The following is a 26,129-nucleotide window of genomic DNA, read 5'->3' as shown; positions in this document are numbered from 1 at the left end:
TATAGCTTGCCAAACTTTTGCATTTAACGCCGCTATGAGCGACGAATAAAAGTGGGTGAAAAAGTAAATAAACTGACCCTAGGCACCAGTTAAGAGTGCTACTTTTTATTACCAAGTAAACTAGCCGTTGTTCTGTGATCGTCTCAAGCATACAGCTTGCACCAACAAATGTTGCACCACAAATATTTCCAAGTAATTTTGGTAATTATGTATTTATCTTGCGTGTTTTAGCATGCTGTGCCATTAGAGCATAAGAAGACAAACAAATACATGTTAACAGCATGAAACTTAACACTAAAACTGAAATCATAGAAGTTCTAGCAGTTTCAATACACTGTGGAAACAATGTTGCAGTAAAAAATAATAGCTTTGGGATTGATTTTGCGACGCTAAGACAGCGACAGCCCGCTACGAGGCAAAAACAGTTTACTAAAATAGTAAAGCGAAAGCCGAGTAAACCGTTGATAATATCGCACCTTCAAGGGATTTTGGCTCTCGAAGTTCGGTTTATAGAGAAAATAACAGGATTAATATTGTGTTTGCACAAGAGGCCTGTGTAAACAAAAAGTAGATACGACTAATAGTAACTTTTTCTTAGCTAATTCCTGTTGGTGCTCTCGTTTATGTTTGATACAGTCTGGTTGACTCATATAGATACTGATGCACTAGCACTAGCACTAGCCTTATACTTTTACCAAACTAGCCTGTTCAAAATATTTCTTAGCCTGATTGGCCACATCGCCACATGATTTTTTAGGTAACCAAATGTCTATTGCATTACCGCTTTGAGTAAATAAGCTAATACAATTGTCTGCAAGTTGAATTTTGGTAACCTTGTTTTTAGTAACGACTTTAGAGGAAAAGCCACAGCATCGAGATAGCATAGTTGGGTTAACTATCACTTCATCTCCATTTTCAATTAAAGCTTTATGGGCAGTGGATAAATCGACTCTGTTTTCGATAAACCAAATAACAATACAAGCGATAATTAGACAAACATACAATGATTCCAATACAAAACTCCTTTTAAAACTACTGGCGGATTAAGTCCGACTGATTGGCTTTTTATCTATTCAAAAAACTTCAACCCAAACTCTCCAATCGATGCAGTATCGCAGAGCTGCAATTGAATAACGCAACTACTTTTACCTGCTTACGCCAAACTTCAATATAGCGTTTTTCACTTCGAGTATTCCAAAATGTTTTTTTACACTAAAAACTAGGTTATGAAATCTCTACTATGGCTTTTTTGTCAAGCTAGCCTAGGCTTAGTTCACCGCATAGATTAATGTCAGACGCTGGCAAGTTCAACCTTATTTGTCAAAACGATGGGTGAGCTGATTTAATTAGCATGAGTAGCGTTGTTAATATGCTTATTTATCCAGTTATTAAAATAAGATACGCGGGTTAATACTGCTGTCGCCCCATATTTTCCAAACGTATAGTTTTCGAAATCACCGTCAACCTCTCTCCAAGAAGCTAAGCCAATTAAAACAGGAGTTGAATTTTGATAAATGACTGCAGCGCCACCGCTATCTCCTGACCCAATTGTTCCTTCCAATGGAAGCGCATAATTTCCTTGCTCGAAGGTAAATCTGAGCCAATGCTCTTTAGCTTCACTGATCACATTGTTGTATGTGCGCAATTGATAATCATCTGAAGTGAAAGCCCAGTCTGAAAAAAATTTAGTGACTTGATACCAATAATAAGTTATTGCCGTTGGTCCTTGAGAGTCCTCTACTTCACCTGTCAGACCTGTTCCAATTGCACCACGGCCAAACCCTGTCATTTGCATACCGAGTTCGTCATTTCCTTTATATAAGGTTATTGGTTTCACGTGGGTAACCGCGTTATTTAAGCGAATTAAAGCAATATCTTTAGACTGGTTTAACTGCTCCATTAGTGACTTAGGATCCCCTTTACGCCACTCAACCTTTTTGTAATCATGATGAATAATGATTTCTGAAATTTTATTCTCTACACCATGTATCATTATTGGCTTATCTATATAGTCATACATAAAAGTATAAAGGACGTGTGCAGGCGCCAATAACCAGTGCTTATCAATCAATACTGCGCCACCTTGAAATGGCATATCGATATAAAATTCAGGAACGTTATCAACCTTGTACAAGTTTGGGTCTACGTCATGTCTTATTACAACCGCATTTAAATGACAGGTGAAAAATAGTAGTAAAAAAGCAGCTAGGTATTTCATCATCACTTCCTTGTTAGTGTTTGTTTTTTTCAGCTTCAATCAGTTTTAATAGATTCATTTGACGAGTTTTGTAGGCGTTATTTTCAACGTTCTCACCAATACTTTTTTTAATGGCTAGATTTCTCATTTCCAAAGCTTTATCTAGCTCGCCATTTGCTTTATAGCCATCAGCCAAACTATCATAAGCATCAGCTTTATAAGGGTAATTCTTAACATTTTCCTTAAAAATAGCGATTGCTTTAGTAAAATCTTTTTCCTTGAGGGCTTTATAAGCCACTTGATTTAACGATTCGTAACTTGGCTTTATTTCATAGCCATAGATTGTTGATTGTTTCTTGAAGAACTCTTTAATTGCGGGGATCCCTTTGGCAATAATTTCATGACTTGGGTTCAATGTGACAAATAAATTTTGCAAGGCTAATGAATTTCCAGCAAGCGCTGTTGTGTTGTGTGTTTCAGAGGTATCTAAATCTGAATTAAATTTGAATCCTTTTCGGTTATGTGAATCAAGTAATGTTATATATCGCTCATATGAACTTAACATATGACCACCTTCGTTCCCCATATTTACGTACAAATACGTATTTAGCTCGTCTGAATTTTTTAAAAAGCTTTCTGCCTCTTTAAATATGATCTGTTTATGCCACCATAAACTCGGACTAAAAGCGAAATGCGCTTGAAATAGCTCTGGCCTGGATTGAAAAGCGTAGATAGAAAGCAAGCCTCCTAATGAGTGACCAGACACTAGCTTGAAATTGTTTGCTCGGTAAGTTTTATTAACATAGGGAATCAGTTCCTTCTCAATGAAATCTAGAAAGTTATCTGCCCCTCCTGAGACCCCCCATTCATTGTAGCTTTCATCATAACTAGGCGTTAAATCCCTTGTGCGATGTGTGTTTTTTATCGCGATGACAATCATCTCTGGTGCCATGCTAGATTGATTCAGTAAATCTAAAGTACCGATGGTATGAGCAAAGTTTCTTTGTCCGTCCAATAAATACAGCACAGGATAATCAAGCATTTGATTTTCTTTATAGTTATTAGGTAAATGTATTAACAAGTCTCGTTGCTCTGACAAAACGTTTGAATATAAGCTGTCAGTCTTTGAAATACCGCGGACATTGGCATTGGCTTCCCTTGAGCTAAATAAAAGCACAAAGAGTATAACTGCTATCTGTTTAAACATAAAAATTCCATTACCTTATTAATATTAAAGAGTTAATGTGACAACTAACGATCGAAAAGTAATGATGATGTTGGGAAAAAAAGTGATGAAAAGGTGAATTTTGAAAATTAGTCACTCTATTTGAGCTGTGCAACTAATTATTTTTCCATATAACTTTCGATGTGATATCGTTTGAACGAGATTGAGTAGTTTGAGCTTTATTACAGTAAGTTATGATTAAATTTGGCGAGTATATACTCGATGTAGAACATTCACGTTTACTAAATTCTAGTGATAAATCTGAAATACTGATAGAGCCAAAAATTTTTGAATTATTACTGCTGTTCATTGAACGTCCTAATGCTGTTATCTCAAGGCAAGATATTCTTGAACTATTGTGGGCTGGCACTATCGTTACTGACAATGCCATCAACAAATTAATCGGTAATCTTCGCAAGTTACTTGCTGATGATGCGAAAAAACCGAATTACATTCAAACTGTGCCTAAACGGGGATACCGTCTAGTTTGTGATGTTGAAACACTAGTAATTAACGACTCCGCAAAAAATCACGCAAAATTAATGACAAAAAGCAGCCCTCCAATAGCCTCACTTGGTTTTTTGAAGGAAAAGCGGAAACCCCGTATAGGGATTTCTTTTGCTGTTATTTTGCTCATTACTTTAAGCTACTTTATGATGCTTAAATCGAGTAACAACAGCTCCTCAAATAGTAGTCATTCTGTAGCACTAACACGAGACCAAGGTGCAGAGCTCTCTCCTATAATGCACCCTAACAATAAGCACTTGTATTATTTAAAAGAAAGTGACGAACACACAAGTCTTGAGCTTTGGCTAAAAAACACTAACACCTCCGTCACTAAGCAAGTAAGAGTTAAAGGCAATATTAGTCAAATCATTTCTATCATTGAAGACACGAATACTAATCAAACTATCCTCTTTTATCTTGACTTATTCGCGAAAGGTTGTGGAGTTTATCAAGAACCTTTACCTGCGCCAGAAGAGCTAAATCAGGCAAGCCAAGTCCAAAAAAAGTTATTTGATTGCGCTGATAAGAGGATCAAAGACATAGATTATCATGTTGATCAAAATGCTTTTTATTACGCTGCTCAACCTAAGAATTATTGGCCGAATCAAATTTATGCTTTTGATGTTGAAACTGCAGAGCACAGAATCGTTACCCAATCTCAACCCAAAGGCTGGGGCCATCATAGCCTTGATATATCCCCTAATGGCGAAAAACTTTTAATAATGAGTACAGATAGTGATTACAAAACGCAGTTACTATCGCTAAATTTGTCGGATAACAAAATTACAAAGGGTATTAAATTTGAAAAGCCCGTGTATGAGGCTATATGGCATCATGATTCTGAGCAAGTATATTACTTTGCTGCATCACCTTCTCAGCGAATTTTAAAAAGTGACATCAATGGCGAGAATACTACTGAAGTTATCAATATATCTGAAGAAATATTGCCAAAGCTTTCAAGGTTGCCTGATGGTAAAAATATACTTTTTAGTACAGAAAACAAAAACTATAGCAATCGCTGGTTAATTTCTTTTAACGACAGCAATTCTATTGATAATTCATCTGTACTTGATATTTATCCTGCACTATTTCATAAAAGCGAGCAGTACTTATTCGTCTCAAAGCGAAGTGGTCGCCTGCAATTATATCTAGCAAACAGCCAATACAAGCAAGCCCAAATAGTGACTAATTTACAAAACTCTCAATGGCTTAAGTACCTTTCTATTTCTGAAGACGATAGGTTTGTTTTGTTAAATGTTGATAACAAGGTCTATCAGGTTTCTGTGAGCGCACTAAACCCAAATGAACTTTTGAATGCATTTAAATCAGAACATTTAATTTATGAAAGTAAATACCCCATCATCTCATTGGATTGGCTTACAAGCGAGAGTGTGGCTATTACACAGGTTGTTAATGGAAATCCTGAGTTGGTCATAGTTCAGCTTCCCAGCAATAAAACGCTAAAACTAGATGGAAGATGGGCGTATGGGCTGAAAGATAGTGAACAGCCTAATCGTCTGTATTTTATTGAACAACAAAGTAATACCTTGTACCAAGCAAACTATGCATCTGTTGATGGCATCCTTTATCCTAACCAGTTAAGTTTCATTAATACGCAAATATCCTTACCAACTGACTTTTATCATGCAAAGGTCGATTCAAACAACCTGTATTATGTTAATGCAGAAAATGATAAAGAATACCTATATATCATACCAATTAATAAAAAATCTGAGACCCGCAAATTACCATTATCGGATTTTTATAGTTATGACGTAAGCAGAGAGCGCATAATCGTTAGTGACTCTATTAGCCGAGACGGAGATGTCCACCGTACTATGTATTAAATGGCTGCTATTTGCTTAATGCAGTCAACTTCTTGTATTGATAATCGTAGATAAAATAGCAAGTGTTATGGTGGCAAAGTAAAGCGCAGTGCTTCACATTGCCACCTTCAATCATAAAGAATAAACATCTGCTAGTTTTTTGTCACAGGTTTGAACGCTACTTGAGACATCTTATCGTTACTTATTACTCGACAAACCTGATCGCCATAATAATTATCAGGGTAATTACATTGCAATGTTTGCGTTTCAAAATGCTTGTCTACGATGTTTTCGTACAATTGCTTTATTAAGTTACTCATTGTCTATCCCTCATTTGCCTTTGACATCACCATCATTAAGCATTTGATTGATTAAGTAAATTCGATAAAAACTAAGCTGATGATTAATTTTTATGAACAACGAATACCTAGCCACATGCTTTTTGTAGCTCTTGGCTAAACATCGCTTTTAGCAAGGTAATCTCTTTCGTCCGGACGTAATTTGGTCGAATAATAAAAGAAATGGTTCGATGTGGCCCAGGTTCATTTAAATGAATAGCACGTAACTCTGATTGATGATGAATTAACTGATCAAGTGCCATTTGCGGTACTAGCGTCGATCCCAGTTTACCTGCCACCATTTGAATTAAGGTATGCAAACTTGCTGAATCAAAGTCATTGCTTTGCGTTTGTTGCCTAAGTTTACAGGCCGCTAAAGCATGGTCTTTTAAACAAGGACCATCTTTTAATAACATCAACTTATCTAACGCTAATTCGGCACTGGTGATTTCTTTCACTTCACTTGGACATTCATCTTTGTGACTAACCCAGTAGAAATCTTCTTGCCAAAAATCAAATTGTAATAAACCATCAATTGGGTATGGCAGTGCTAATATAGCGGTATCGATATCCCCTACTCGCACCATGTCCACTAACACGTGAGATTGGTCTTCAATTATTTTCAATTTAAAATCAGGATACTTTGCCCGTAATGCCGGTAATACTTTTGGTAGCAAGTAAGGTCCAATTGTTGGGATCACACCAATGGTCATTTCACCGGTAAAAGGTTGATTATTAATTTGCGCTATTTGCATCAACTCATCGAGCTCTAGTTTGACCTTTTTGGCTTTGTTTAGTACCAAATGACCATTGTCGGTAACAATGACTTGCTTATTGTTGCGCTCGAAGATCATCACACCCAACTGTTTTTCTAGCTCATGAATTGCGGTACTCAATGCTGATTGAGAAACATGACATGACTCTGCCGCCTTTTTAAAGTGTAAATGCTTTTCTACTGCCAGTGCGTAGTTAATTTGTTTTATCGAGATCATTCATTTTTCTTCTATTGTTGATGTAAAGGGCTTATTGAGCAGTCTTGGTAATGTCTATAATAGCCGAAGTTGTATTTTCATTGTTTTAAAACACACTTTAACCAAAATTACTTCATATTTTTTACTTGATGCTCATCACTTTACCTCTTAGCTTAAACGCTAACTAAGATTATATTTGATTACGATTAACATATTAACCGCTCACTCGGGCAACTATTAAAGTGAAAAGGTTACCGATTACTCCTGGAGCATGATATCTATTGGTTATTTATAAAAATAAGTTTATAAATTTTTTTTATAAATAGTGCTCTTGAAAAGCGAATTTCTATCCCTATTTTTTATCATGTAAGGCAGTGTCTCATTGAGAACTGCTTCTACAAACTATGTTTTTATTTTGTATTGCTTCTTTTGGAGGATATATGATGAACTCAATAGACCTTACCCCACTCTATCGCAGTAGCATTGGCTTTGATCGCCTCGCTTCAATGTTAAATAGTACGTTAAATACCGAAACTTCGACATCGGGTTATCCCCCTTATAACATCGAAGTAAAAGATGAAAGCAACTACGCGATCACTTTGGCCGTCGCAGGCTTTACCCGTGAAGAGCTCGATATAACCGTCGAAAAAGGCGTATTAACTGTCTCTGGGAAAAAAGCCAAAGATGAACAAGATCGCAATTACTTGCATCAAGGTATCGCAAACCGCTCTTTTGAACGCAAATTCAATTTAGCAGATTATGTTGAGGTTATAGATGCTGATCTACGCGATGGTTTGCTTACCATCAATCTGGTTAAAGAAATACCAGAAGCGATGAAACCAAAAAACATTGCCATTGGCGAACCTCAAAAAGCCATTGGACACAATGTCGATAGCACGACAAAAGACGCTAAACAAGAAAGTAAAGCGGCTTAGTCACCAACAATAGAGTAAGCAGCACCGCTGCTTACTCATTTATTATCGATAAAATCGGCTTAGTTTTTCAGATAGGAAGCCCACTATGCGGTTTATTAAACTTTACTTATTGTCTTTTATACTGGCATTTATGGTATCACCTATAGCGCACGCTTCGCTGCCCAATGTTGATGCCCAAGGAAAACCATTCCCTTCACTCGCACCGATGCTAAAGCAAGTGAACCCCGCAGTCGTCAATATTGCGACGTACTCGGAACAAAAATATAGCCAAAACCCGCTGTTAAATGATCCTTTTTTCCGTCATTTTTTTAATGTGCCAGAGCGGAGAAAACAAGATTCTCTTCCCAAGAAACGCAAGCAAAGTGCGGGTTCTGGCGTTATCGTTAATGCAAAAGAAGGCACCATCATCACCAACTATCATGTCATCAAACAAGCCGATGAGATAAGAGTCTCCTTGATTGATGGTCGAAGTTACCAAGCTGAGCTTGTCGGTAGCGATCCTGACTTAGATATCGCGGTGCTTAGCATTGACGCTGAAGATCTCAGCCAAGTCAAATTGGCCGACTCAAGCATACTTGAAGTAGGTGATTTTGTCGTTGCCATTGGTAACCCTTTTGGATTAGGTCAAACCGTAACCACAGGGGTTGTTAGTGCGCTTGGGCGCAGTGGCTTAGGTATTGAAGGCTATGAAAACTTTATCCAAACCGATGCATCAATCAATCCTGGAAACTCAGGTGGAGCGTTAGTAAATCTAGCCGGAGAGCTAATAGGTATTAATACCGCAATTATTGCCCCATCAGGTGGCAACGTCGGTATCGGCTTTGCGATTCCATCCAATATGGCCAAATCAAGCATGGAACAAATACTTGAGCACGGCGAAGTTAAGCGTGGACAACTCGGTATTGGTATTCAAGATGTAACACCTGATCTGCGCGAAGCTTTTGATCTAGAAAATGGTGTGATGGGCGTTTTAGTGTCTAACGTTGTTGAAGGCTCTCCAGCCGATAAAGCAGGCATTAAATCTGGTGATATTATTCTCAGTATCGATGGTCAAGCAAGTCAAACCACAGGACAATTACGCAGTCAAATTGGTATGCGCGCCATTGGTGAACAAGTGACGATTAAACTACTTAGAGATAATAAAGAATATACGCTGCGAGCTAAAGTGGGTAAGCCACAAAGCCTAACGGCATCAAACACTAAATTACACCCTGCTCTTGAAGGGGTTAAATTTGAAAACACCCCGAATAATGAAGGCGTGATAGTTACACAATTAGCGCCAAACTCAACAGCCGCATACAGTGGTTTACGTGTTGGCGATATCATTGTCGCAGCCAATAAGCGCCGTGTTTCCGATATTGAAAGCTTTAATACTGCGCTTTCTCGAAGTAGTCATTCAGTATTACTTCAAGTCAATCGTAAGGGTAATTCGTTCTTCATCGTCATTCGTTAAAAATCTGTACACGGTTGAATGATAAAAAGCGGACAATAAGTCCGCTTTTTATCTTTTTAAACGAAGCATTACCTGTTATTCTTTGCGCTTACAATGCTGCTCATCTTTCCTCCCCAAAAGTGTAAGCGGTACCGTAGACAAACAAATCATAATTAACATTACTGTTTGACTTTCAGGATGCCCTTTAATGAGGTAACTAACCCAAAGTATACCAACAGCATACATGATCGAATAAACGATAACCAATAAACCATTTCTATTTGATTTGTTTTTCACCTTCTTCTCCTTTTTACTAACTTTAATTGGCTAAAACTGAACTTTCTCAGCCTATCACTATGCTTTCTCAGCATTTTTAGTGTCGACTTCAGCCTTATAGACATCAAAATTTATGTGTTCGACTTTTAAGGTATTGAGGCGACTGACTATCGACATTACTGATATAATCGTGCAGTAAAGCGACATTATTGCTGGTTGCAAGTATTCAAACTGAGTGTCCTCTGTTGCTTCTCGAACTGCAAAGAAGCAGCTCATTGCAATGCTGATATAAAACAACGAACGAACATTGGCTTGAATCGCTACCAAACGATCTTGATTGTCTTGATATGGATCCAGCTTTTTGCCATATAAGTTAAAGTAGATCACCACCAAAAACATCAAGTTACATAAAATCAGCATTACCGATCTAAAAAAGGTATCTTGACTAACACCAAACAAATAAGTCTCTGCACCTTGGTTAACCATAACATCAATTGCTACACCTCCTCCCAACGCTAATACTGTCACTAACGCCAGATAAGGTGAGACAAAATCAAACAGGCGTCTCGGCGCCAGTATACTGTTGCGCTTTGCCAAATTACTGGCTTTTTTCATCGCGTTAAAATACTTTCGCTCTTTACATTCAAGTATCATCAACGGGTACATTTGCAAAAGAAAGAAGCCAATGGGCAGCATTTCATTCACTTTTCCTACATTGTTGACGTCCCAATAAAGAATCCCCAAAAGCAACACCAGCCCAGTCGCAAAGATATAGCGATTAGATTTTATATAGGTATGCTCTTTAACCTGTTGTTGCAATTGCGTGTTTGGATACAGCTTTGGATACTTCTCCGGTGGAAAATTGTTAACCACGTAGGTTATTCGATTAAATATTTTATTTGGCAGTACAATCGACACTATGACAAGTTGTAGCGCAAATACGATGTAAAACTCTATATTTTCTACCATGCTCTTTCCTTATTTTTTCCCGCTCATCAGCCGATTAAACACAATACGAATTTCGGAGGAGGTCACCCCTGCTTGTTCTAATTCATTAATGACATTCGTTAATTTATTAGTCGCTAACGCTTCAAAATCTACTGTGCAGTTTTCTTTAGCATTGGGGTGTATAAAAGAACCTCGATACCCTTTCGCTTCAATAATCGCATCACGTTCTAATAGCTTATATGCCTTAGCCACCGTCTTACTGTTTAAATCTAAATCATTTGCTAATTGTCTAATTGATGGCAATTGCGCACCTGGAAGCAAATTACCAGCGGCTACCGCTTGTTTTACTTGTTCAACCAATTGGGCAAACATTGGTGTTTCATCTTCAATATCAATGACTATCTCCACGCCAATATTCCTCTTTCACACGGCTTGCATTGCATCTGTGCTCGTTATCGCTATAACAATGTTCATCTAATCAACTTTTAATTCATGTACCACTCGAACCAATGGTACAAGCACCACAAAATTTGTGCAAGCTTATTTGTAGTTTTTTTAATCGCAATGACTTTACTTAGATCATCTGGCGCAAAATCAGGCCAGCTAAACTATAGGAGGGATACAGGCTAATCTTGAATTGAAGTCAATGTTGAAATCTAAATTCTCAACTGGGTGCTAAGTTGATTAAATAAACCTTACTAAAGCGACTTTCTCACCTTCAACCACTAGAATTTGCTAATAACAATCCCCATAATGTATGGAACAAGGTTGTTAGACAGCAGATCTGACAACTAACCTGACAAACTATAAGACAAGGTATAATGACTTTACTGTTTATCTATTTAGCAATTGCCATTGGTGTTTCTTTTTTATGTTCAATTTTAGAAGCGGTGTTACTTTCGGTATCTTCAAGCTATGTGTTAAAAGCGCAAAAAGATCGACCCAAAGGCGGCAAGGTACTTAAACAAGTTAAAGATAATCTCGATAAGTCAATATCCAGTATATTAATCTTAAATACCTTTGCTCATACCATGGGTGCAGCAGGTGTTGGTGCGCAAGCGGTTCGTATTTTTGGCGAGGAAAAAGAAGCACTTATTGCTTTTTTATTAACCTTAGCTATTTTGTATTTCTCTGAAATCATCCCAAAAACATTAGGGGCAACCTATTGGCGTCGCCTGGCAATACCTTCTGCTTATTTAATCGCACTCTTGGTAAAACTTGTTTACCCGTTAGTGTGGCTATCATCCAAGTTAACGCAATTATTCAGCCGCGGAGATCAACAACACATTAGTCGCGAAGAAGTGTTAGCGTTTGCTGCCTTAAGCCATAAAGAAGGCGCAATAGCCCATCAAGAAAGTCAACTATTAGAAAATGTGCTGAGCCTAAGAGATGTTCGAACAACGGATATTTTTACACCAAGAAGTGTCGTGCATGCATTCGCTTTAACCACCACCGTATCTCAAGCACTCGAACATCCGCAAACGGCAAACTTTACCCGAATGCCAATTTTTGAAAATTCCATCGATCATATAAAAGGAGTTGTCCTCAAAGAGCAACTTTATATTGCTGAGCGCAATGGCCAAGGGGATACGACCTTAGAGACATTAATGACACCGCTGTATTCAGTATCAGAGAACATGCCGGTGAGTCATCTGTTAGATATTTTTATTAAACGCCAAGAGCATATCTTTTTAGTACAAGATCAGTTTGGTCAAACCGAAGGCATCGTAACTTTAGAAGATGCGATAGAAACATTTCTAGGACGAGAAATTGTCGATGAAAGTGACCAAGTAGAAGACTTACAGAAGCTCGCAAAAGCTAACTACCGCAAACGCCTAAAAGCAAAGTTTAATAAAGTTGCTGATCTAGACAGTGATGATATTAACAAATAGTCCGGTTAGACAGTAAATGACAGCACCAATTTGGCGCTGTCTTCCCTTCCCTATCAAGTACTTATTATTTGGTCAGTTATCTGTTAAGTAATTGGTTAAAATGTATAAGCGCATTATTATCAACATCAAAGCCGTTGCGGCAGCAAACGTGCAATTTGGCGATATAATCCATGTTAAAATAATCAAAGAATCGTTTAAAAAAGCCATCAAAAATATCCGAGATTTCCTCGCTGGCTGACGTAGTTACCACTAATGCCTTTTTATCAGCAAGTGCTCGGGCCATAGGTTTTAACTCACTGACATCGGTAAGCTCAGTTATCCGGTCAATGAGAGTTTTTATCCCAGCGGTTGGTGCATGCCAATAGACTGGTGAAGCAAATATTAGTTTATCTGCAGCAACAATTTTATCGACCAACGAATAAAAGTCGTCTTTAGGGTAATCATTTTGATAATTGTAAGGGCTAATGTTAAGCTCATCGATATCAATAACTTCTAACGATTGATTTTCAGTCAATCGATGAATTAATTGGGCGGTATTACCCTGTTTATTGGCGCTTGAGAATAAAACTAATTTTTTCATGCTGTCTCCTTTTTTCTCTCTACATCTAAAGAACGACAGCATAAAACCTCAACTTAAGTTGAGGTAAAGTGAGAATTTTAACTATCAGCTATTTGCGCTGATTATAATGATAAATAGCGTGATTAAGATGACGATGATTGCACCTGATGATTTCTTTTTCATGGGATTATTCCTATTAGTAATGGCTTACGACTTATACTGGCTAAGATTAGCGAGTTGGCGGTCAATATTTTCAATAAGCGGACGAAACTTTTTATTTACGGCTTGTTTATTCAAGAAATACACCCCAACCCCAAAAAAGGTTACCACTGCATAGTAATATGTTAAGTGCTCGGTTAATCGTGGAACGCCACTTTCATCAACGGTAGCTCCTAGTGTAACCAATAAGATGGTGAGTCCGATCGGTGCGATGTACCACCAAAAAACGTTTTCTAGTAACTGCTTTTGTTGAACGAACTTTTGTTTTTGCATCACCAAAAAAGCATACTGACTTTCATCAACTGCCGGCTCTACTTTCTTTGCCATAATTAAACGGTAAGAGATCATCACGCTAGTCAAAATACCAATAATAAAGCCGAGCGATTGGATGATGCCGCTTGAATTAATGAGTCCATAACCCCAGCATGGAATTAAAAACATCGCGATGGTAATTTCGAGAATGTCACGACGTTTCAACTCTCGCTCAACCTTGTTTGTTTCTTTAATCATATTTTCTATTACCTGTGTTATTTTTTCCGGAGCTGCAGTTCCTTCAATGGATTTTTGCCATTCACTTTTAAGATCATCTAACTTCATTTTATTCTCCAATGTACTGCTGCTCGAATTCTTGTTTAATGCGCTTTAGTCTTGAACGGACAGCGTTACCACTGATCCCCAAAACATCCGAGGTTTCGTCAGATGACAAACCATCGAGGTACATCATTAAAACATTGGCATCCACTTCACTTAGTTCATTCATAAATTTCTGTAATATATCTGCTTGGCAAGTATCTTGTGCCGGCGCAAACAATTCACTCACAGAAAAATCTGGACTTTTTTGGGAGCCTCGCTTTTGTTTCAATGCGCAGCGAACAAATGTACAGGCGGTATTTAAGGCAACTTTATAAATCCAGGTACTCTGATTCGATTGACCAGTAAAGGATGAAAAGCTGCGCCAAAGCTGCAATAAAATTTCTTGATATAAATCTTCAGCTTCATCACCATAGCTATAACGTGAAACGATGTGCCGAATTCGCCCAAGATTTTCTGCAACTACCTGCTCAAATGCTTTATTCATAAACTCAAATTCTAATTAAATGTTAAAATGTGTTTTTTCTCATGAGATATTAAGTTAGTCGCAAACGAAAACGCTTTGTGTCAAGACAGGAAAAATTATTTTATAACACAATGAAACTCAATCACTTATAGTATATAACAATAGTAGATTCTAAGAATTGAGGAATAAGTATAATACTCTACTCTTTCTTAATATCAGCACCAATCGGTGTTGTGGTCACTTTAAGCATTATTTATTTTCAACGTAGCTATATTGCCCAAAAAGGTTCAAAAAAAAGCTAATAAGAGATAACCCTTATTAGCTTTTAGTCGGTGTTTAACAACTATTTTTTGTTATACCAATTAGTTAAATTATTTGATCATTCAGCTAGAATTAAAAGGCTTAGAGGCAAGGCATTGATTGTAGGTAATGGTCATTCCCTTATCAAGAGCAATAACGAAGCATATAAGCCTTTTAAACTAGCCCTTGGGGAGCTTGTCAGGAAAGTGATAACCTCACAAATTTCTTTGATGTAGAGTGACTACAACAGCATCAATTTACTTGGTTCTAACTTCCCTGACATAGCTCTGAACTGACTAAAAATTTAAGCTAATTGGTATTAAAAGCTTGCTCTGATCCCTAGCTCAAAACCACGCGCAGGCAAAGGTGCTACGTTTTTCAAAAACGACGTGTGCACGCGAGCTTCTTCATCCGTTAGATTATTTAACTTGGCAAAAATAACGAAATCATTGCCGATACCATCAAGGTAATAATTCGCATTGATATCAACCAAGGTGTAACCATCCGTTTCGCTTTCAAGCGCTGCAATATCATCTTGTTTAAAGTAATGAGTAACCGATAGTTGAGCACTATACTTATTTCCTTGGTAATCTAATTGACCACCTAGACGCATTGGTGGAATACGAGGAAGATTTCCTCCTGATTTCAAATCGGCTTTAATAAAGTCGGTAAAGACTGTTGCTTTAAAACCATTGTCCCATTGGTAAAGCATTTCCGCCTCAATACCATACATATCAACATCACCTTGCTGATAAATATAAATCGGTAAGCCTAACTCCGCGCCAGCTTCTTCATGATGCTCTTCTTCTGCATGCTCTTCTTCATGTGCGTGAGCATCTTCAGCATAAAGTCCGGTATTCGCTTGATAAAAATAATCATCAATTTGATTATAAAAAGCGCCTACGACGAAGCCAAAGTTCCCCTCATACTTGCGCCAAGTAATATCGATATTGGTTGCCGCCTCTACAGCAATATCTTGATCACCTATATCAAAATGAACTTCATCACCTTCAACATGAGCCTCATACAATGCGCCAACTTCAAAAGAATTAGTACCAATATGCGGACCATTCGCAAATAACTCTCCAGCAGAAGGTGCTCGTTCAGAATAAGACAATGACAAGCCTAAATTGTAACCATGTTCATATTCCCAAACGGCCCCTATTGACAAACTAATTGGCGTAAAAGACTGTGCATCAAAATGAGCTTGTTCATGATGCTCTTCCTCTTCACCGTGTTCTTCGTCATGATGCTCATCGTGCACGTCAGCGTGGTCAAGAATATCAATATTGACTCGTTCGATTCGGGCACCAAGTTGCACCAAAAGATCTTCAGATAAATGTTTCTCTTCCAACCAAGCCAATGCCAAAGTGTCGCTATCAGACGAAGGGGTAAATGCTTCTTCACCCTCAGCAGCAAATTCAGTGGTTTTATAATGTAATGTCCAAGCGCCCTTCCATCCATCTAAAGCCTGATGATAAACATCAAAACGCGCTTCTAGCATTTCGTTACTAAAAGTGGTGCCTACAACATCTTCTTCAATCTCCTGATGCTGATAATCAGTGTATGACAATTTACTCGCCACTTTATTAATAAAAGATTGATCAAAAGCAAGCTCACTTAAAAACTGAAGACGATCTTGATCTAACTTACCATATACACCTTCTTCCTCATGCATATCGTGCTCAAGTTCTTCACTCTCATGCTCTTCATGCTCTTCATGCTCTTCATGCTCTTCATGCTCTTCATGGCCATGACTATGCCCTGGCACACCATAAGTTCGACTCATACTGCCATATGAAAAGCCAATAAAGCCATTATCAATAATGTAACTGCTGCCAACAGTAAAGCCTGATGATTTCGAGGCACTGTTAGGTAGATAACCGTAAGCACCTAATTCCTCATGCTCATCATGTTCTTCGTGTTCTTCGTGTTCTTCGTGTTCTTCGTGTTCATCATGCTCTTCGTGTTCTTCATGGTCGTCATGAGCTTGCTCAGATTCAGCAAACCCCGGAATTTTATAGTCATTACCATCGCGCCAAAAACCATCTAAATGAAAAGCCACCTGTCCTGCACTACGGTTAAGTGAAAATGACGCTTCATCTTCACTAGCAACATCATTATGCTTTAACATCATGTCAAAGCTTTGCTCCAAATTGGTTGGTACACGATTATCAACAACATTAACAACACCACCAATGGCACCACTACCATAAAATAAGGTTGCAGGGCCTCTTAGCACTTCCACTTGCTGCGCTGTTGCCGTTTCTGAAGACACCACATGGTCAGGGCCAACACGAGATGCATCGCCAACATCTAAACCATTTTGGGTAACCATAACCCGCGGACCATCCATACCTCGGATAATCGGGCTACTCGCAACGGGGCCAAAATAGGTTGAATGAACCCCTACTTCATTTTTTAGCGTTTCTCCAAGCGTCGAAGCGTGTTTGAGGCGCAGTTCATCAGCAGCAATCACGTTAACGGGTAATGCTGACTCTATCGTTGAGGTGTGTAATGGTGTTGCCGTGACATCAATAACTTCCATTGCACTTGAGTGCAGTAAAAATTCGACATTGTTAACGTCCTGCTCACCAACCATAATGCGTTGATATTTATGACTGTAGTTGTTAGCAGTAACGTGCAACTCAAAAGTTCCAGCCGTTAAGCCACTAAAAATAAATCGGCCTTTTTCGTCAGTTTTAGTGGCCTGTTTACTATTAACAATAGCGACGTTTGCATTAGCAATTACCTCACCTCGTGCATTTTTGACAATGCCAGAAATATCTTGAGCAAACGCAGTCGGAGCAGCGCTAACAGTTAAACAACAAGCCAAGGCAATTTTTGATAATTTCATGTTAATTCCAATAAAAATCGTTACAGCAAAAACACCAGAAATGGTGTTAACAAACAAATAGTGAGTTTAGGAGCTTACCTAGTTGATAAACACTTGATTAGGAATGACCTGCTAAGCAAAGACTAGCCAAGTCAAATACCAGATAACGCCCAAAGGAGTGGCCTAAGCCACTCCTTGGAAAAACTCATAAATAAAGAAAATATCGATAAAATTAACAATAAGGGGGAGCGCGCTGCTGAAAAGCATTGCGTTGTGGTTTGATGACAGGCTCTTTAGTTTGCTGCTCTGCATCTAAATAAAAGCAGCCTATATTTATTCCCACCAAAGCAACTTTTTGCTTTGGAAGCTCAACCTGAACTTGGCACAGCTTACAATCTAACTGCTCAGCAACCATTGCAGCCTCATCATAAGCCAGTGCATGGTTATGAAAAAAGCCAGCAAAAATTAAACTAACCAAAAGCACTAGGCTGGTTAATCCAAATTTCGATTGAACTGTTGGTGGAATAAAACCTTTCATAACTGTGATAATATAACAACAAAAATATAACAGCAACTGCAAAAATAACAATTTATCAACAATCTTGGTTATATAACTCAATAAAAGACTATAAATAACGCTGTTGAATAGAATATCTCAAAAAGTTGTTTAGAAATTGGAAAGCAAGCTATTGCGATAAAGTATCAACTCTTACCTAATGCCTCCTGATGTATTGCTAGTTAACCTCATCTTCATGTTGGCAATTCCAACACAGCTCAAAAGTTGGCTCATTTAGCTCTAAACACGCATTGCAAATCCACTGGTCAGCATGTTTAGCTTGATTGGCATTGGCAACAACCGCCATTGCCTTTGAATAATCATGATCATTAATGACCCACAGTTCTGGCCAGCAATCGAGGGTACTTATCTCCCCAATTGCCCCCTGTGCGTATTCATTTTTGACAAAAACGTCGATTCGCTGAGATTCAACTAAGTTCTTTATGTTGCCAACAATAAGTCGATTACTGTGGGTGTAGACCATTTTCATCCCTAATACCTCGTTGTACTGCAACAGTAGCTATTATCTTAATTACCATAAAGTATACTCAACAAAACAAAAAAGGTGAGCTTTACGCTCACCTTTTTCCTTTAGATTTAGTATATTAATCAATTAAGGCTGATAATAAATCGGCGACTCTGGCCCAACTGGCATACCAAAGCCGAATACCCAGACATAAAATAAGATCACCCAGCCAACAAAAAACGCCATACTGTACGGTAGCATGGTTGCCACTAAGGTCCCGATGCCCATGTCTTTCTTGTACTTAGACGCGACCGCCAAGATCAAACCAAAATAACTCATCATTGGAGTGATGAGGTTAGTGACAGAATCACCAATACGATATGCCGCTTGAATAGTTTCTGGCGCATAACCTACTAGCATTAGCATAGGTACAAAAATAGGAGCAGTGGCCGCCCATTGTGCAGACGATGAGCCAAGCGTTAAATTAATTAACGCACATAAAAAGATAAAGCCAACAAAGATCTCAGGCCCTGTCAGGTTCAATGCTTGCAACAATGCCGCGCCTTTAATCGCGAAAATAGTCCCTAAGTTAGTCCACTTAAAAAATGCAACAAATTGCGCCGCGAAGAAAACTAATACAATGTAAAGTCCCATAGAACTGATACTTTTGGCCATCGCGTTGATCACGTCTCGATCGTTTTTCATCGTACCAACTACACGCCCATAGACAAAACCCGGGATAGCAAAGGTAACAAAGATAAAGGCAACAATACCTTTTAAAAATGGTGAACCCGCCACTAAGCCTGTTTCAGGATTACGTAAAACACCATCTTCTGGGATAATGCTCCACGCGAGCAAGGCGCACATCGCTAAAAAGGTTACTCCAGCCCAGCGCAGGCCTTTCTTTTCTAATGGGGTAACTTCTTCAACTTTATTGTCAGATAAATCTTCACTTGCTTCACTAGGGTCATATTTACCTAAACGCGGTTCAACCACCTTTTCAGTGATTATTGTACCTAAGATCGCAATCAAAAATGTTGATATCATCATAAAATACCAGTTCGCTTCAGGGCCAACTTGATAACTAGGATCAATCATTTGTGCAGCGGGCGTCGTAATACCAGCTAGTAGCGGGTCTATAGTGCCCAACAATAAATTAGCACTGTAACCACCGGATACCCCAGCAAAAGCAGCAGCTAAACCCGCCAGTGGGTGTCGACCTAAGCTATGAAATATCATTGCTGATAACGGGATCAACACCACATAGCCAAGCTCTGATGCGGTATTAGATAAAATAGCGGCAAAGACAATGGTAAAAGTGACGAGGCGTTGTGAGGCGCCAATCACCATATTGCGTAGTGTTGCCGATAATAAACCTGAATGCTCAGCGACACTTACCCCAAGGATAGCGACTAAAACGGTTCCTAATGGTGCAAAGCCGGTAAAATTAGTAACAAGGCCAGTAACAATACGATGAAGCCCTTCTACTGACATTAAACTAACGACTTCGATGACACCATCAGGATCACGCCCTTTGGCACCTTCTGGTCTTGGATCGATGGCACTAAAATCTAGCCATTCAGCAATCCCGCTGCCGACAATAATGGCGACACAAAAAATCGCAAATAACGTTATCGGGTGAGGTAACAAATTACCGAGAAATTCAACGGTAGCCAAAAATCGGTTAAATAAACCATTATTTTGAACCTTCACAGGCTGGTTCACAGACGCCATAGAGAAAAGTCCTCTTAATTATTTTTATAGTGGCCCGGAAAGATAACACGTCACTGCACTATTCACCAGTTTGCAGCAAATCAAACGCACAATTCTTCAACGTTAGTTCGGTTAAATCAACTGATTAGGATCTAGCATTTTCTCTAGTTGTTGTTGACTAAGTTCAGTCATTTCTTTGGCAACATCGATAATTGGGCGTTGCTCTTCGTAAGCGCGCTGAGCAATTTTTGCGGCTTTTGAATAACCAATGATAGGATTTAATGCGGTAATTAAAATAGGGTTACGAGCAAGATTTGCGTCAACTTTATCATGATTGACGCTAAAATCTTCAACCGTTTTTGCTAGCGACATACAACTGTTACTTAATAGCTCGATACTATGGAGCAAGTTATAGGCAATAATGGGTAACATGACATTAAGTTGAAAGTTTCCAGACTGCCCTGCGACCGTTGTTGCTGTATCGAGACCAATAACTTGGGCACAAGCCATTGTCACTGCCTCCGGTATTACAGGATTGACTTTGCCAGGCATAATGCTGCTACCAGGTTGAATTGCTTTTAAATTGATTTCAGCAATGCCAGATAAAGGCCCGCTGTTCATCCAACGTAAATCATTAGCGATCTTCATTAAACTAACCGCTAAACATTTAAGTTGGCTCGACAATTCAACTGCCGTATCTTGAGTGCTAATTGCACTAAAATAGTTAGTTGCCGGTGCAAAGTTAATACCTGTATCTTCTGATAAAATTGTGCAGAACAATGAGGCAAACTCTTTATCGGCATTAATACCTGTCCCCACCGCGGTTCCTCCTTGCGCGACAAAGCACAGACGTTTTTGACAATCAACTAAACGTTCAGCTGACAACGCTAATTGTGAGTGCCAACCAGAAAGCTCTTGAGCAAATGATATCGGCATAGCGTCCATTAAATGGGTTCGCCCATTTTTTATCACCTGACCAACACTTTGCTTTTTACTTTCGAGCGCCCCTTGCAATTGTTTTATTGCTGGAAACAGCATTTCATTCATGGCTAAAGCTGAACTGACGTGGATAGCGGTAGGAAAAACATCATTGCTGCTTTGGCCGATATTTACTTCATTATGAGCATCAACTTCTTTAGCTAAGAAACGTGATGCAAGGCTAGCAAGCACTTCATTCATGTTCATATGCGTACTGGTGCCAGAGCCAGTTTGAAAAACATCAACAGGAAACTGATCTAGGTATTCCCCATTGGTGATAAGCTTTGCAGCCTCTGCAATAGCATCACCAACCTCATGGTCAAGTAAGCCAAGCTCAACGTTGGCTTTCGCTGCTGCTGACTTTATTCGGGCTAAGCATTGAATAAATCTAGGAGGTAATCGTAATGAACTAAATGTAAAGTTATCAATGGCTCGTTGAGTTTGTGCACTGTATAGCGCGTCTTGGGGTACATTGATGTCACCTAAGCTGTCTTGTTCTGTACGAAATTCCATTGCGATTCCCTCAATTGAAAACGATTAACTACAACCATAGCGCATCACGATAAAATGACCATAAGTAATGGTTTTACTTAAACATTATTCGTGTTGATGCTTATTTTTATTGCGTAAACTTATATCGGTGATTATCTAGCCTACAAAAGAATCTATAAAAAATGAACCGCTAACTAATGAGTTGTTTCAAAAAAGAAAACTTGTGAAAAAATGATAAGTAAAATCGCGAACTAGCGATAAATGCTCGTTATCTACGCCTTTATTATTGGCAACTTATATGAGGTTTTGCTAGGCTGAAACTAATCAGCTTAATGCTGATTTATGGGCAAACCACGTGAAAGTGTGGGGCGCAAAGTCACCGGTCTAAGGGGCATAGCCCTATGATAGCGGGATTGCTAGTTCAGTTAGTTTATCAGCTGACTACCTTTCCAATGACCAAGCAGTAATGATTTGGAGCATTATATGAATACGGTAATAAAAAGCAGAATTGGTCTGCTCTCAGGCTGCATTAGCTTAGCCATAGCAACCTTGAGTTTTACAACCCCAAGTCTTGCCTATCAAGCAAATGGAAAACTGCCTGAAGGACGACTAAAACAAAGCTTATCTAAACTTCCTCCTCACGTACAAGACAAAGTTATTTCCAAACTATCTTCTTTAGGTATTCCAGCCATCGATACCCTATTATTAGAAGCAGATAGTGACGGTGAAATTTTCTACGTTGAAGAAGGTTTAGTCACTGCAGAAAGCCAAACCTTCGAGCAAAGCTCTGCAACCTTACCTGCAGTTGATGTATTTAAACTGCACAGTAAACCTAACTCAACAAATAAAGTATTTTTAGATTTTGATGGCGGTATCGTTAGTGGCCGTGCTTGGGGTGGAGGCAGTAGTTACGACACTGTTGCCTATGATTTAGATGGCGATCCTACCACCTTTAGCGCCACTGAAAGAACTCGTATCCATGAAATTTGGACTCGCATTGCCGACGATTTTGCGGCATTTGATATTGATGTCACCACAGAAGCTCCCGCTAGCTTTGGCCCTGATACTGGTTGGCTATTGTTTACTAAAGATAGTGATGCAAACAATAAAGCACTTCCTTCACAAGGCGCAGGCGGTGTCGCTTATGTTGGCGTTTGGGGAAGAAGTAATTACACTTACTACCAACCAGCATTTGTCTACTACAACCGTTTAGGTAGTGGTACCTCGACTTACATGGCTGAAGCGGGCTCTCATGAGCTGGGTCACAATTTAAGCCTCAGTCATGATGGCACCTCAACAACCAGTTACTTCCAAGGTTTAGGAGCTAACAGCGAGCTAAGCAGCTGGGCCCCTATTATGGGTGTCGGCTACAGTAAAAACATCACCCAGTGGAGTAAAGGTGATTACCCTGATGCCAATCAAAAGCAAGACGATATCGCTATTATTACTAATCACCTAGGGGCCAGCAGCGATAACGAAGGGAGCAGCGCTTCACCAAGCGTATTGGTTACCGATGCCAACGGTTTCTTTGGTGCAACGAATCGCGAAGTCGACCCTGGCAATGTCATGCCAGAAAATAAAGGCACAGTGCAAGTTGGCGACAGTGACTGGTTTCAATTTAACGCCGGTGACGGGCTATTTGAAGTTACCGCAACCCCTGCTTGGGATGCGTTTACTCGCACAACGCGTCGAGGGGCTAATTTAGATATAGGTATTCGCCTTTACGATGCTTCGGGTAGCTTAATCGCCAGTAGTGGCGATGATAGTGACTCAAACGCGACGCTTGCAATTAACCTCAGTCAAGGCATTCATCTGCTTGAGGTATTTGGTATGGCGGGGCCTTATGCTAACGATTATGGTAGTCAAGGTCATTACTATTTAAATGGTCAAGTCAGCGTTGGTACGCCAGACACGACGCCTCCTGATCCTAACCCAATGAGCTTTGAGGTATTACCGTCTGCTGTCAGTGACAGTGAAATTTCTATGCAAGCCAGCACGGCGATAGATGACAGTGGCGGCATGGTGAGCTACCAATTTACTTGTGTACAAGGCGGTGTTGGCTGCTCAACCTCTGCTTGGCAAAATCAACTTAGCTATAGTGCTACGGGCTTAGCCGCTGAATCTGAATATTGTTTCACTGTAAAAGCCCGTGATTTAAGTGGCAATGTTACCGTTTCTTCAGCGCAAGCTTGTGCGACAACGCAAGTTGCACCACCACAACCCGAGCCCCCATTAGCACCTTCATTGTTGCAAGTAGCGGATGGCCAAGATGGTACAGCACAGCTTTCATGGCAAGATAACAGTGATAATGAACAAAGTTTTGAAGTCGAGCGAGAATCACTGCATAAAAATGGCCGTTGGCATGCCGCACAAATAGTGGCCACCCTCAATGCTGACGTTATTAATTATAATGACGCCAGTGGTGAAGGTACCAAGCGTTATCGTGTGAGAGCGCTGAATACCCTAGGCGCTTCCGCTTGGACAGCGTGGCAAGAAGTTACCGTTACGGGTGGAGGTGACGGTGGCGGCGGCGGTGGTGATAAACCTTGTCGCGGCAAAAAATGTGGTAACTAATACAGTAAATGTAAAAAACGCGGCATAATGCCGCGTTTTTATTTACCTAGAAACTATATTTTATCAACTTCTAGTGCTTTTAATGCTTCGGTTTGTCGCTTCTTACGAGCCTTTTCAGCTGCTTTTAATTGCTGCTCGCGAATATGGTCTGACGGTTTCATGGGCACTGGTTTGCGCGCCATACGCTCTTTGGCATTTGCTGCTTCATAAAGCATTCCGGCCATGATCACCGATGCTTGAATCACATCGTCTTCAACCACATGATCAAATGAGTCGATATGTGAGTGCCACAAACGCGGGAAGTAATCGAGTGGATCTTGTATAAACTGAAAGCCCGGTAAGCCTACATCGTCAAAGCTCTCGTGATCAGTACCACCGGTTGAACGCGTTGAAATGATCCCTTCGGAAATATCCTTATATGGCGAGAACCAATCACTTAACGTACTTTTAACGGCTACATTTCCTTCGGTATAAATCCCACGGAAACGGCCGCCACCATTATCCATATTAAAGTAAACCGACAATTTTTCATGAGCAGGTTTTAAGCTAATAGGCCAGCCTTTATCCTGACGAAAGTAGGGTTTAACGCTTTTATCAAAAGCTGTTTTTGGCGTTGGCCGTGAAGCAAAATGTTTATCTACATAGGCTAGCGAGCCAATATGCCCCTGCTCTTCACCTGTCCATAAAGCAAATCGAATAGTGCGTTTAGGTTTAATATCCAAACTCGATAAAATACGTGCAGCTTCCATCACCACAGCGACACCAACACCGTTATCTACGGCTCCATCACTGGCATGCCATGAATCTAGGTGAGCACCTGCCATGACAATTTCGCCGTTTGCATCAGAACCAGGAATTTCAGCAATGGTGTTATAACCTTTATGGTCCTCATCATGAAATTGGGCATCAATATTGAGTGAAACAACGGGTTTCTTATCTAATTCAATTAAGCGGATAAGCTTTTCATAATGCTCGGCTTCTATGATCATTGCTGGTGTTGAAAAGGTATAGCCTTCACGGTGGTTACCACCAAACACGCCAATTAAGCCGCCTTGACGCCAGCTTCGATAAATAACCGCCTGTACACCTTCTTTTTCAATAAATTTACTTAACGCTCGCTTGTACTTAATTTGTTGAATGCGTTCTTCCTTTTCTGCTGGTGTGTAACGCTCGGCGTGACTCGCAGGGTTTGAAACCAAATACTTCGCTTTTTCAGTAAGTTCTTTGCTCGTAAAACGACTAAAAGGCTTTTTCGGCTCTTTCATCTCTTTGCTATCATCGAGTAACAAAATTTTACCTTTTAGCTTACCTGTGTATTGTTCTAACTGTTCTGTCGCGCCATAGTTAAACGCAACAACCTCACCAGTAACCGTGCCTTCAGTTCCTGGAGTCCAAGCAACTGGAATACCGTGCAAGGTAACTTTTCGTGGTGACACCAAGTCGATAGTAGCGGATTGATGACTCCAACCGCGACCAAAATGATAGTCATCAAGGTGAGTATTTTTTAATCCCCAATCACTGAGCTGCTGCATAGTCCAATCATTGGCTTCTCGCAATGCTGGCGAACCTGATAAGCGAGGACCTATTTCGTCAGTTAAATATTGCAATGTCGACATTGCGTGTGAGTTATGAAAACCTTCTTGTCTGATCTTATTTGCCATCTCGAGATCTGCTTTGGCAAATACCAGCGAAGACAAACTTAAGGTAACAAGGTAAAACGAAAGATTAACGGAAAGTAAGGTAAGTTTTTTAAGCATACGCACTTCTTTTATTATTAATATGATAATTGAAGCATGGCACTTTACAGACATTAAAGCTGTCGATCAAATGCA

22 protein-coding genes and 1 riboswitch are annotated in these 26,129 nt (G+C 39.6%); of the genes, 5 read left to right on the top strand and 17 right to left on the bottom strand.

The annotated features are described in order from the left end of the window. Positions 1-683 precede the first annotated feature (683 nt). The 3 genes from ACSLUH_RS09890 to ACSLUH_RS09880 form a co-directional block, all read right to left on the bottom strand. On the bottom strand, positions 684-1,013 hold the full coding sequence (locus ACSLUH_RS09890; RefSeq protein WP_448566478.1) for a hypothetical protein: 330 nt from the start codon (positions 1,011-1,013) through the stop codon (positions 684-686). A gap of 329 nt (positions 1,014-1,342) precedes the next feature. Next, positions 1,343-2,221 carry a trypsin-like serine protease gene (locus ACSLUH_RS09885; RefSeq protein ID WP_448566476.1) on the bottom strand — a complete coding sequence of 293 codons (879 nt, stop codon included), beginning with the start codon at positions 2,219-2,221 and terminating at the stop codon, positions 1,343-1,345. A gap of 10 nt (positions 2,222-2,231) precedes the next feature. After that, the gene (locus tag ACSLUH_RS09880; protein ID WP_448566474.1) at positions 2,232-3,404 is read right to left on the bottom strand and encodes an alpha/beta hydrolase-fold protein; all 1,173 of its coding nucleotides are present in this window, start codon (positions 3,402-3,404) and stop codon (positions 2,232-2,234) included. 212 nt (positions 3,405-3,616) lie between these two features. Here ACSLUH_RS09880 and ACSLUH_RS09875 point away from each other — a divergent pair, with 212 nt between their 5' ends. Continuing rightward, the gene (locus ACSLUH_RS09875; RefSeq protein WP_448566472.1) at positions 3,617-5,776 is read left to right on the top strand and encodes a winged helix-turn-helix domain-containing protein; all 2,160 of its coding nucleotides are present in this window, start codon (positions 3,617-3,619) and stop codon (positions 5,774-5,776) included. A 131-nt stretch (positions 5,777-5,907) separates the two neighbouring features. Here ACSLUH_RS09875 and ACSLUH_RS09870 read toward each other — a convergent pair whose 3' ends face one another. Both ACSLUH_RS09870 and ACSLUH_RS09865 read right to left on the bottom strand, forming a co-directional pair. Further along, entirely contained in the window at positions 5,908-6,075 is a 168-nt protein-coding gene (locus ACSLUH_RS09870) for a hypothetical protein (RefSeq protein WP_448566470.1), read from the bottom strand. A 107-nt stretch (positions 6,076-6,182) separates the two neighbouring features. Continuing rightward, complete coding sequence (locus tag ACSLUH_RS09865) at positions 6,183-7,085, bottom strand: hydrogen peroxide-inducible genes activator (protein WP_448566468.1); 903 nt, start codon at positions 7,083-7,085, stop codon at positions 6,183-6,185. Between the two features lie 422 nt (positions 7,086-7,507). Here ACSLUH_RS09865 and ACSLUH_RS09860 point away from each other — a divergent pair, with 422 nt between their 5' ends. Both ACSLUH_RS09860 and ACSLUH_RS09855 read left to right on the top strand, forming a co-directional pair. Continuing rightward, positions 7,508-7,999: an Hsp20 family protein gene (locus ACSLUH_RS09860; RefSeq protein WP_448566738.1), complete on the top strand. Its 492-nt coding sequence runs from the start codon at positions 7,508-7,510 to the stop codon at positions 7,997-7,999. Positions 8,000-8,084: 85 nt separating this feature from the next. Next, the gene (locus ACSLUH_RS09855) at positions 8,085-9,452 is read left to right on the top strand and encodes a DegQ family serine endoprotease (RefSeq protein WP_448566466.1); all 1,368 of its coding nucleotides are present in this window, start codon (positions 8,085-8,087) and stop codon (positions 9,450-9,452) included. Between the two features lie 75 nt (positions 9,453-9,527). On the opposite strand, the gene ACSLUH_RS09850 is transcribed toward ACSLUH_RS09855, so the two are convergent. Genes ACSLUH_RS09850 through ACSLUH_RS09840 form a run of 3 tightly spaced genes read right to left on the bottom strand, consistent with a single transcriptional unit; the run spans position 9,528 to position 11,063 of the window. Next, positions 9,528-9,728, bottom strand: a complete 201-nt coding sequence (locus tag ACSLUH_RS09850) for a hypothetical protein (protein WP_448566465.1) — start codon at positions 9,726-9,728, stop codon at positions 9,528-9,530. A gap of 57 nt (positions 9,729-9,785) precedes the next feature. Next, the gene (locus ACSLUH_RS09845; protein WP_448566463.1) at positions 9,786-10,676 is read right to left on the bottom strand and encodes a hypothetical protein; all 891 of its coding nucleotides are present in this window, start codon (positions 10,674-10,676) and stop codon (positions 9,786-9,788) included. 9 nt (positions 10,677-10,685) lie between these two features. Next, positions 10,686-11,063, bottom strand: coding sequence for a GntR family transcriptional regulator (locus tag ACSLUH_RS09840; protein ID WP_448566461.1), 378 nt, complete (start codon positions 11,061-11,063; stop codon positions 10,686-10,688). Positions 11,064-11,476: 413 nt separating this feature from the next. On the opposite strand from ACSLUH_RS09840, the gene ACSLUH_RS09835 reads away from it, so the two are divergent. Further along, complete coding sequence (locus ACSLUH_RS09835; RefSeq protein ID WP_448566459.1) at positions 11,477-12,547, top strand: CNNM domain-containing protein; 1,071 nt, start codon at positions 11,477-11,479, stop codon at positions 12,545-12,547. A gap of 76 nt (positions 12,548-12,623) precedes the next feature. On the opposite strand, the gene ACSLUH_RS09830 is transcribed toward ACSLUH_RS09835, so the two are convergent. The 8 genes from ACSLUH_RS09830 to ACSLUH_RS09795 form a co-directional block, all read right to left on the bottom strand. Continuing rightward, positions 12,624-13,127 (bottom strand): flavodoxin family protein, encoded by a 504-nt coding sequence (locus tag ACSLUH_RS09830; RefSeq protein ID WP_448566457.1) that lies wholly within the window; start codon positions 13,125-13,127, stop codon positions 12,624-12,626. Positions 13,128-13,313: 186 nt separating this feature from the next. Beyond that, on the bottom strand, positions 13,314-13,922 hold the full coding sequence (locus ACSLUH_RS09825; protein WP_448566455.1) for a hypothetical protein: 609 nt from the start codon (positions 13,920-13,922) through the stop codon (positions 13,314-13,316). Between the two features lies 1 nt (position 13,923). Beyond that, a complete protein-coding gene (locus tag ACSLUH_RS09820) occupies positions 13,924-14,403 on the bottom strand; it encodes an RNA polymerase sigma factor (protein WP_448566453.1) in 480 nt (159 codons plus the stop codon). A 598-nt stretch (positions 14,404-15,001) separates the two neighbouring features. Further along, positions 15,002-17,539 carry a TonB-dependent receptor gene (locus ACSLUH_RS09815; protein WP_448566451.1) on the bottom strand — a complete coding sequence of 846 codons (2,538 nt, stop codon included), beginning with the start codon at positions 17,537-17,539 and terminating at the stop codon, positions 15,002-15,004. A gap of 211 nt (positions 17,540-17,750) precedes the next feature. Further along, the gene (locus ACSLUH_RS09810; protein ID WP_448566449.1) at positions 17,751-18,056 is read right to left on the bottom strand and encodes a hypothetical protein; all 306 of its coding nucleotides are present in this window, start codon (positions 18,054-18,056) and stop codon (positions 17,751-17,753) included. Positions 18,057-18,252: 196 nt separating this feature from the next. Further along, the gene (locus ACSLUH_RS09805) at positions 18,253-18,564 is read right to left on the bottom strand and encodes a putative signal transducing protein (RefSeq protein ID WP_448566447.1); all 312 of its coding nucleotides are present in this window, start codon (positions 18,562-18,564) and stop codon (positions 18,253-18,255) included. A gap of 123 nt (positions 18,565-18,687) precedes the next feature. After that, complete coding sequence (locus ACSLUH_RS09800; RefSeq protein WP_448566445.1) at positions 18,688-20,274, bottom strand: AbgT family transporter; 1,587 nt, start codon at positions 20,272-20,274, stop codon at positions 18,688-18,690. Positions 20,275-20,385: 111 nt separating this feature from the next. After that, the gene (locus ACSLUH_RS09795; RefSeq protein ID WP_448566443.1) at positions 20,386-21,744 is read right to left on the bottom strand and encodes a class II fumarate hydratase; all 1,359 of its coding nucleotides are present in this window, start codon (positions 21,742-21,744) and stop codon (positions 20,386-20,388) included. A 314-nt stretch (positions 21,745-22,058) separates the two neighbouring features. Then, positions 22,059-22,144, top strand: a riboswitch (cyclic di-GMP riboswitch). Between the two features lie 62 nt (positions 22,145-22,206). Here ACSLUH_RS09795 and ACSLUH_RS09790 point away from each other — a divergent pair. Next, entirely contained in the window at positions 22,207-24,297 is a 2,091-nt protein-coding gene (locus tag ACSLUH_RS09790; RefSeq protein WP_448566441.1) for a zinc-dependent metalloprotease family protein, read from the top strand. Positions 24,298-24,350: 53 nt separating this feature from the next. Here ACSLUH_RS09790 and ACSLUH_RS09785 read toward each other — a convergent pair whose 3' ends face one another. Next, positions 24,351-26,054 (bottom strand): M20/M25/M40 family metallo-hydrolase, encoded by a 1,704-nt coding sequence (locus ACSLUH_RS09785; RefSeq protein WP_448566439.1) that lies wholly within the window; start codon positions 26,052-26,054, stop codon positions 24,351-24,353. Positions 26,055-26,129: the final 75 nt, after the last annotated feature.

The sequence above is a fragment of the Thalassotalea ganghwensis genome, assembly GCF_053485795.1.
This window is presented reverse-complemented; position numbering and strand designations above follow the sequence as displayed.

Excerpts from the sequence above, each read along its gene's own strand:
- ACSLUH_RS09885 (WP_448566476.1), bottom strand. The coding sequence starts at position 2,221 with ATGATGAAATACCTAGCTGCTTTTTTACTACTATTTTTCACCTGTCAT.
- ACSLUH_RS09880 (WP_448566474.1), bottom strand. The coding sequence starts at position 3,404 with ATGTTTAAACAGATAGCAGTTATACTCTTTGTGCTTTTATTTAGCTCA.
- ACSLUH_RS09875 (WP_448566472.1), top strand. The coding sequence starts at position 3,617 with ATGATTAAATTTGGCGAGTATATACTCGATGTAGAACATTCACGTTTA.
- ACSLUH_RS09870 (WP_448566470.1), bottom strand. The coding sequence starts at position 6,075 with ATGAGTAACTTAATAAAGCAATTGTACGAAAACATCGTAGACAAGCAT.
- ACSLUH_RS09865 (WP_448566468.1), bottom strand. The coding sequence starts at position 7,085 with ATGATCTCGATAAAACAAATTAACTACGCACTGGCAGTAGAAAAGCAT.
- ACSLUH_RS09860 (WP_448566738.1), top strand. The coding sequence starts at position 7,508 with ATGAACTCAATAGACCTTACCCCACTCTATCGCAGTAGCATTGGCTTT.
- ACSLUH_RS09855 (WP_448566466.1), top strand. The coding sequence starts at position 8,085 with ATGCGGTTTATTAAACTTTACTTATTGTCTTTTATACTGGCATTTATG.
- ACSLUH_RS09845 (WP_448566463.1), bottom strand. The coding sequence starts at position 10,676 with ATGGTAGAAAATATAGAGTTTTACATCGTATTTGCGCTACAACTTGTC.
- ACSLUH_RS09835 (WP_448566459.1), top strand. The coding sequence starts at position 11,477 with ATGACTTTACTGTTTATCTATTTAGCAATTGCCATTGGTGTTTCTTTT.
- ACSLUH_RS09830 (WP_448566457.1), bottom strand. The coding sequence starts at position 13,127 with ATGAAAAAATTAGTTTTATTCTCAAGCGCCAATAAACAGGGTAATACC.
- ACSLUH_RS09825 (WP_448566455.1), bottom strand. The coding sequence starts at position 13,922 with ATGAAGTTAGATGATCTTAAAAGTGAATGGCAAAAATCCATTGAAGGA.
- ACSLUH_RS09820 (WP_448566453.1), bottom strand. The coding sequence starts at position 14,403 with ATGAATAAAGCATTTGAGCAGGTAGTTGCAGAAAATCTTGGGCGAATT.
- ACSLUH_RS09815 (WP_448566451.1), bottom strand. The coding sequence starts at position 17,539 with ATGAAATTATCAAAAATTGCCTTGGCTTGTTGTTTAACTGTTAGCGCT.
- ACSLUH_RS09810 (WP_448566449.1), bottom strand. The coding sequence starts at position 18,056 with ATGAAAGGTTTTATTCCACCAACAGTTCAATCGAAATTTGGATTAACC.
- ACSLUH_RS09805 (WP_448566447.1), bottom strand. The coding sequence starts at position 18,564 with ATGAAAATGGTCTACACCCACAGTAATCGACTTATTGTTGGCAACATA.
- ACSLUH_RS09800 (WP_448566445.1), bottom strand. The coding sequence starts at position 20,274 with ATGGCGTCTGTGAACCAGCCTGTGAAGGTTCAAAATAATGGTTTATTT.
- ACSLUH_RS09795 (WP_448566443.1), bottom strand. The coding sequence starts at position 21,744 with ATGGAATTTCGTACAGAACAAGACAGCTTAGGTGACATCAATGTACCC.
- ACSLUH_RS09790 (WP_448566441.1), top strand. The coding sequence starts at position 22,207 with ATGAATACGGTAATAAAAAGCAGAATTGGTCTGCTCTCAGGCTGCATT.
- ACSLUH_RS09785 (WP_448566439.1), bottom strand. The coding sequence starts at position 26,054 with ATGCTTAAAAAACTTACCTTACTTTCCGTTAATCTTTCGTTTTACCTT.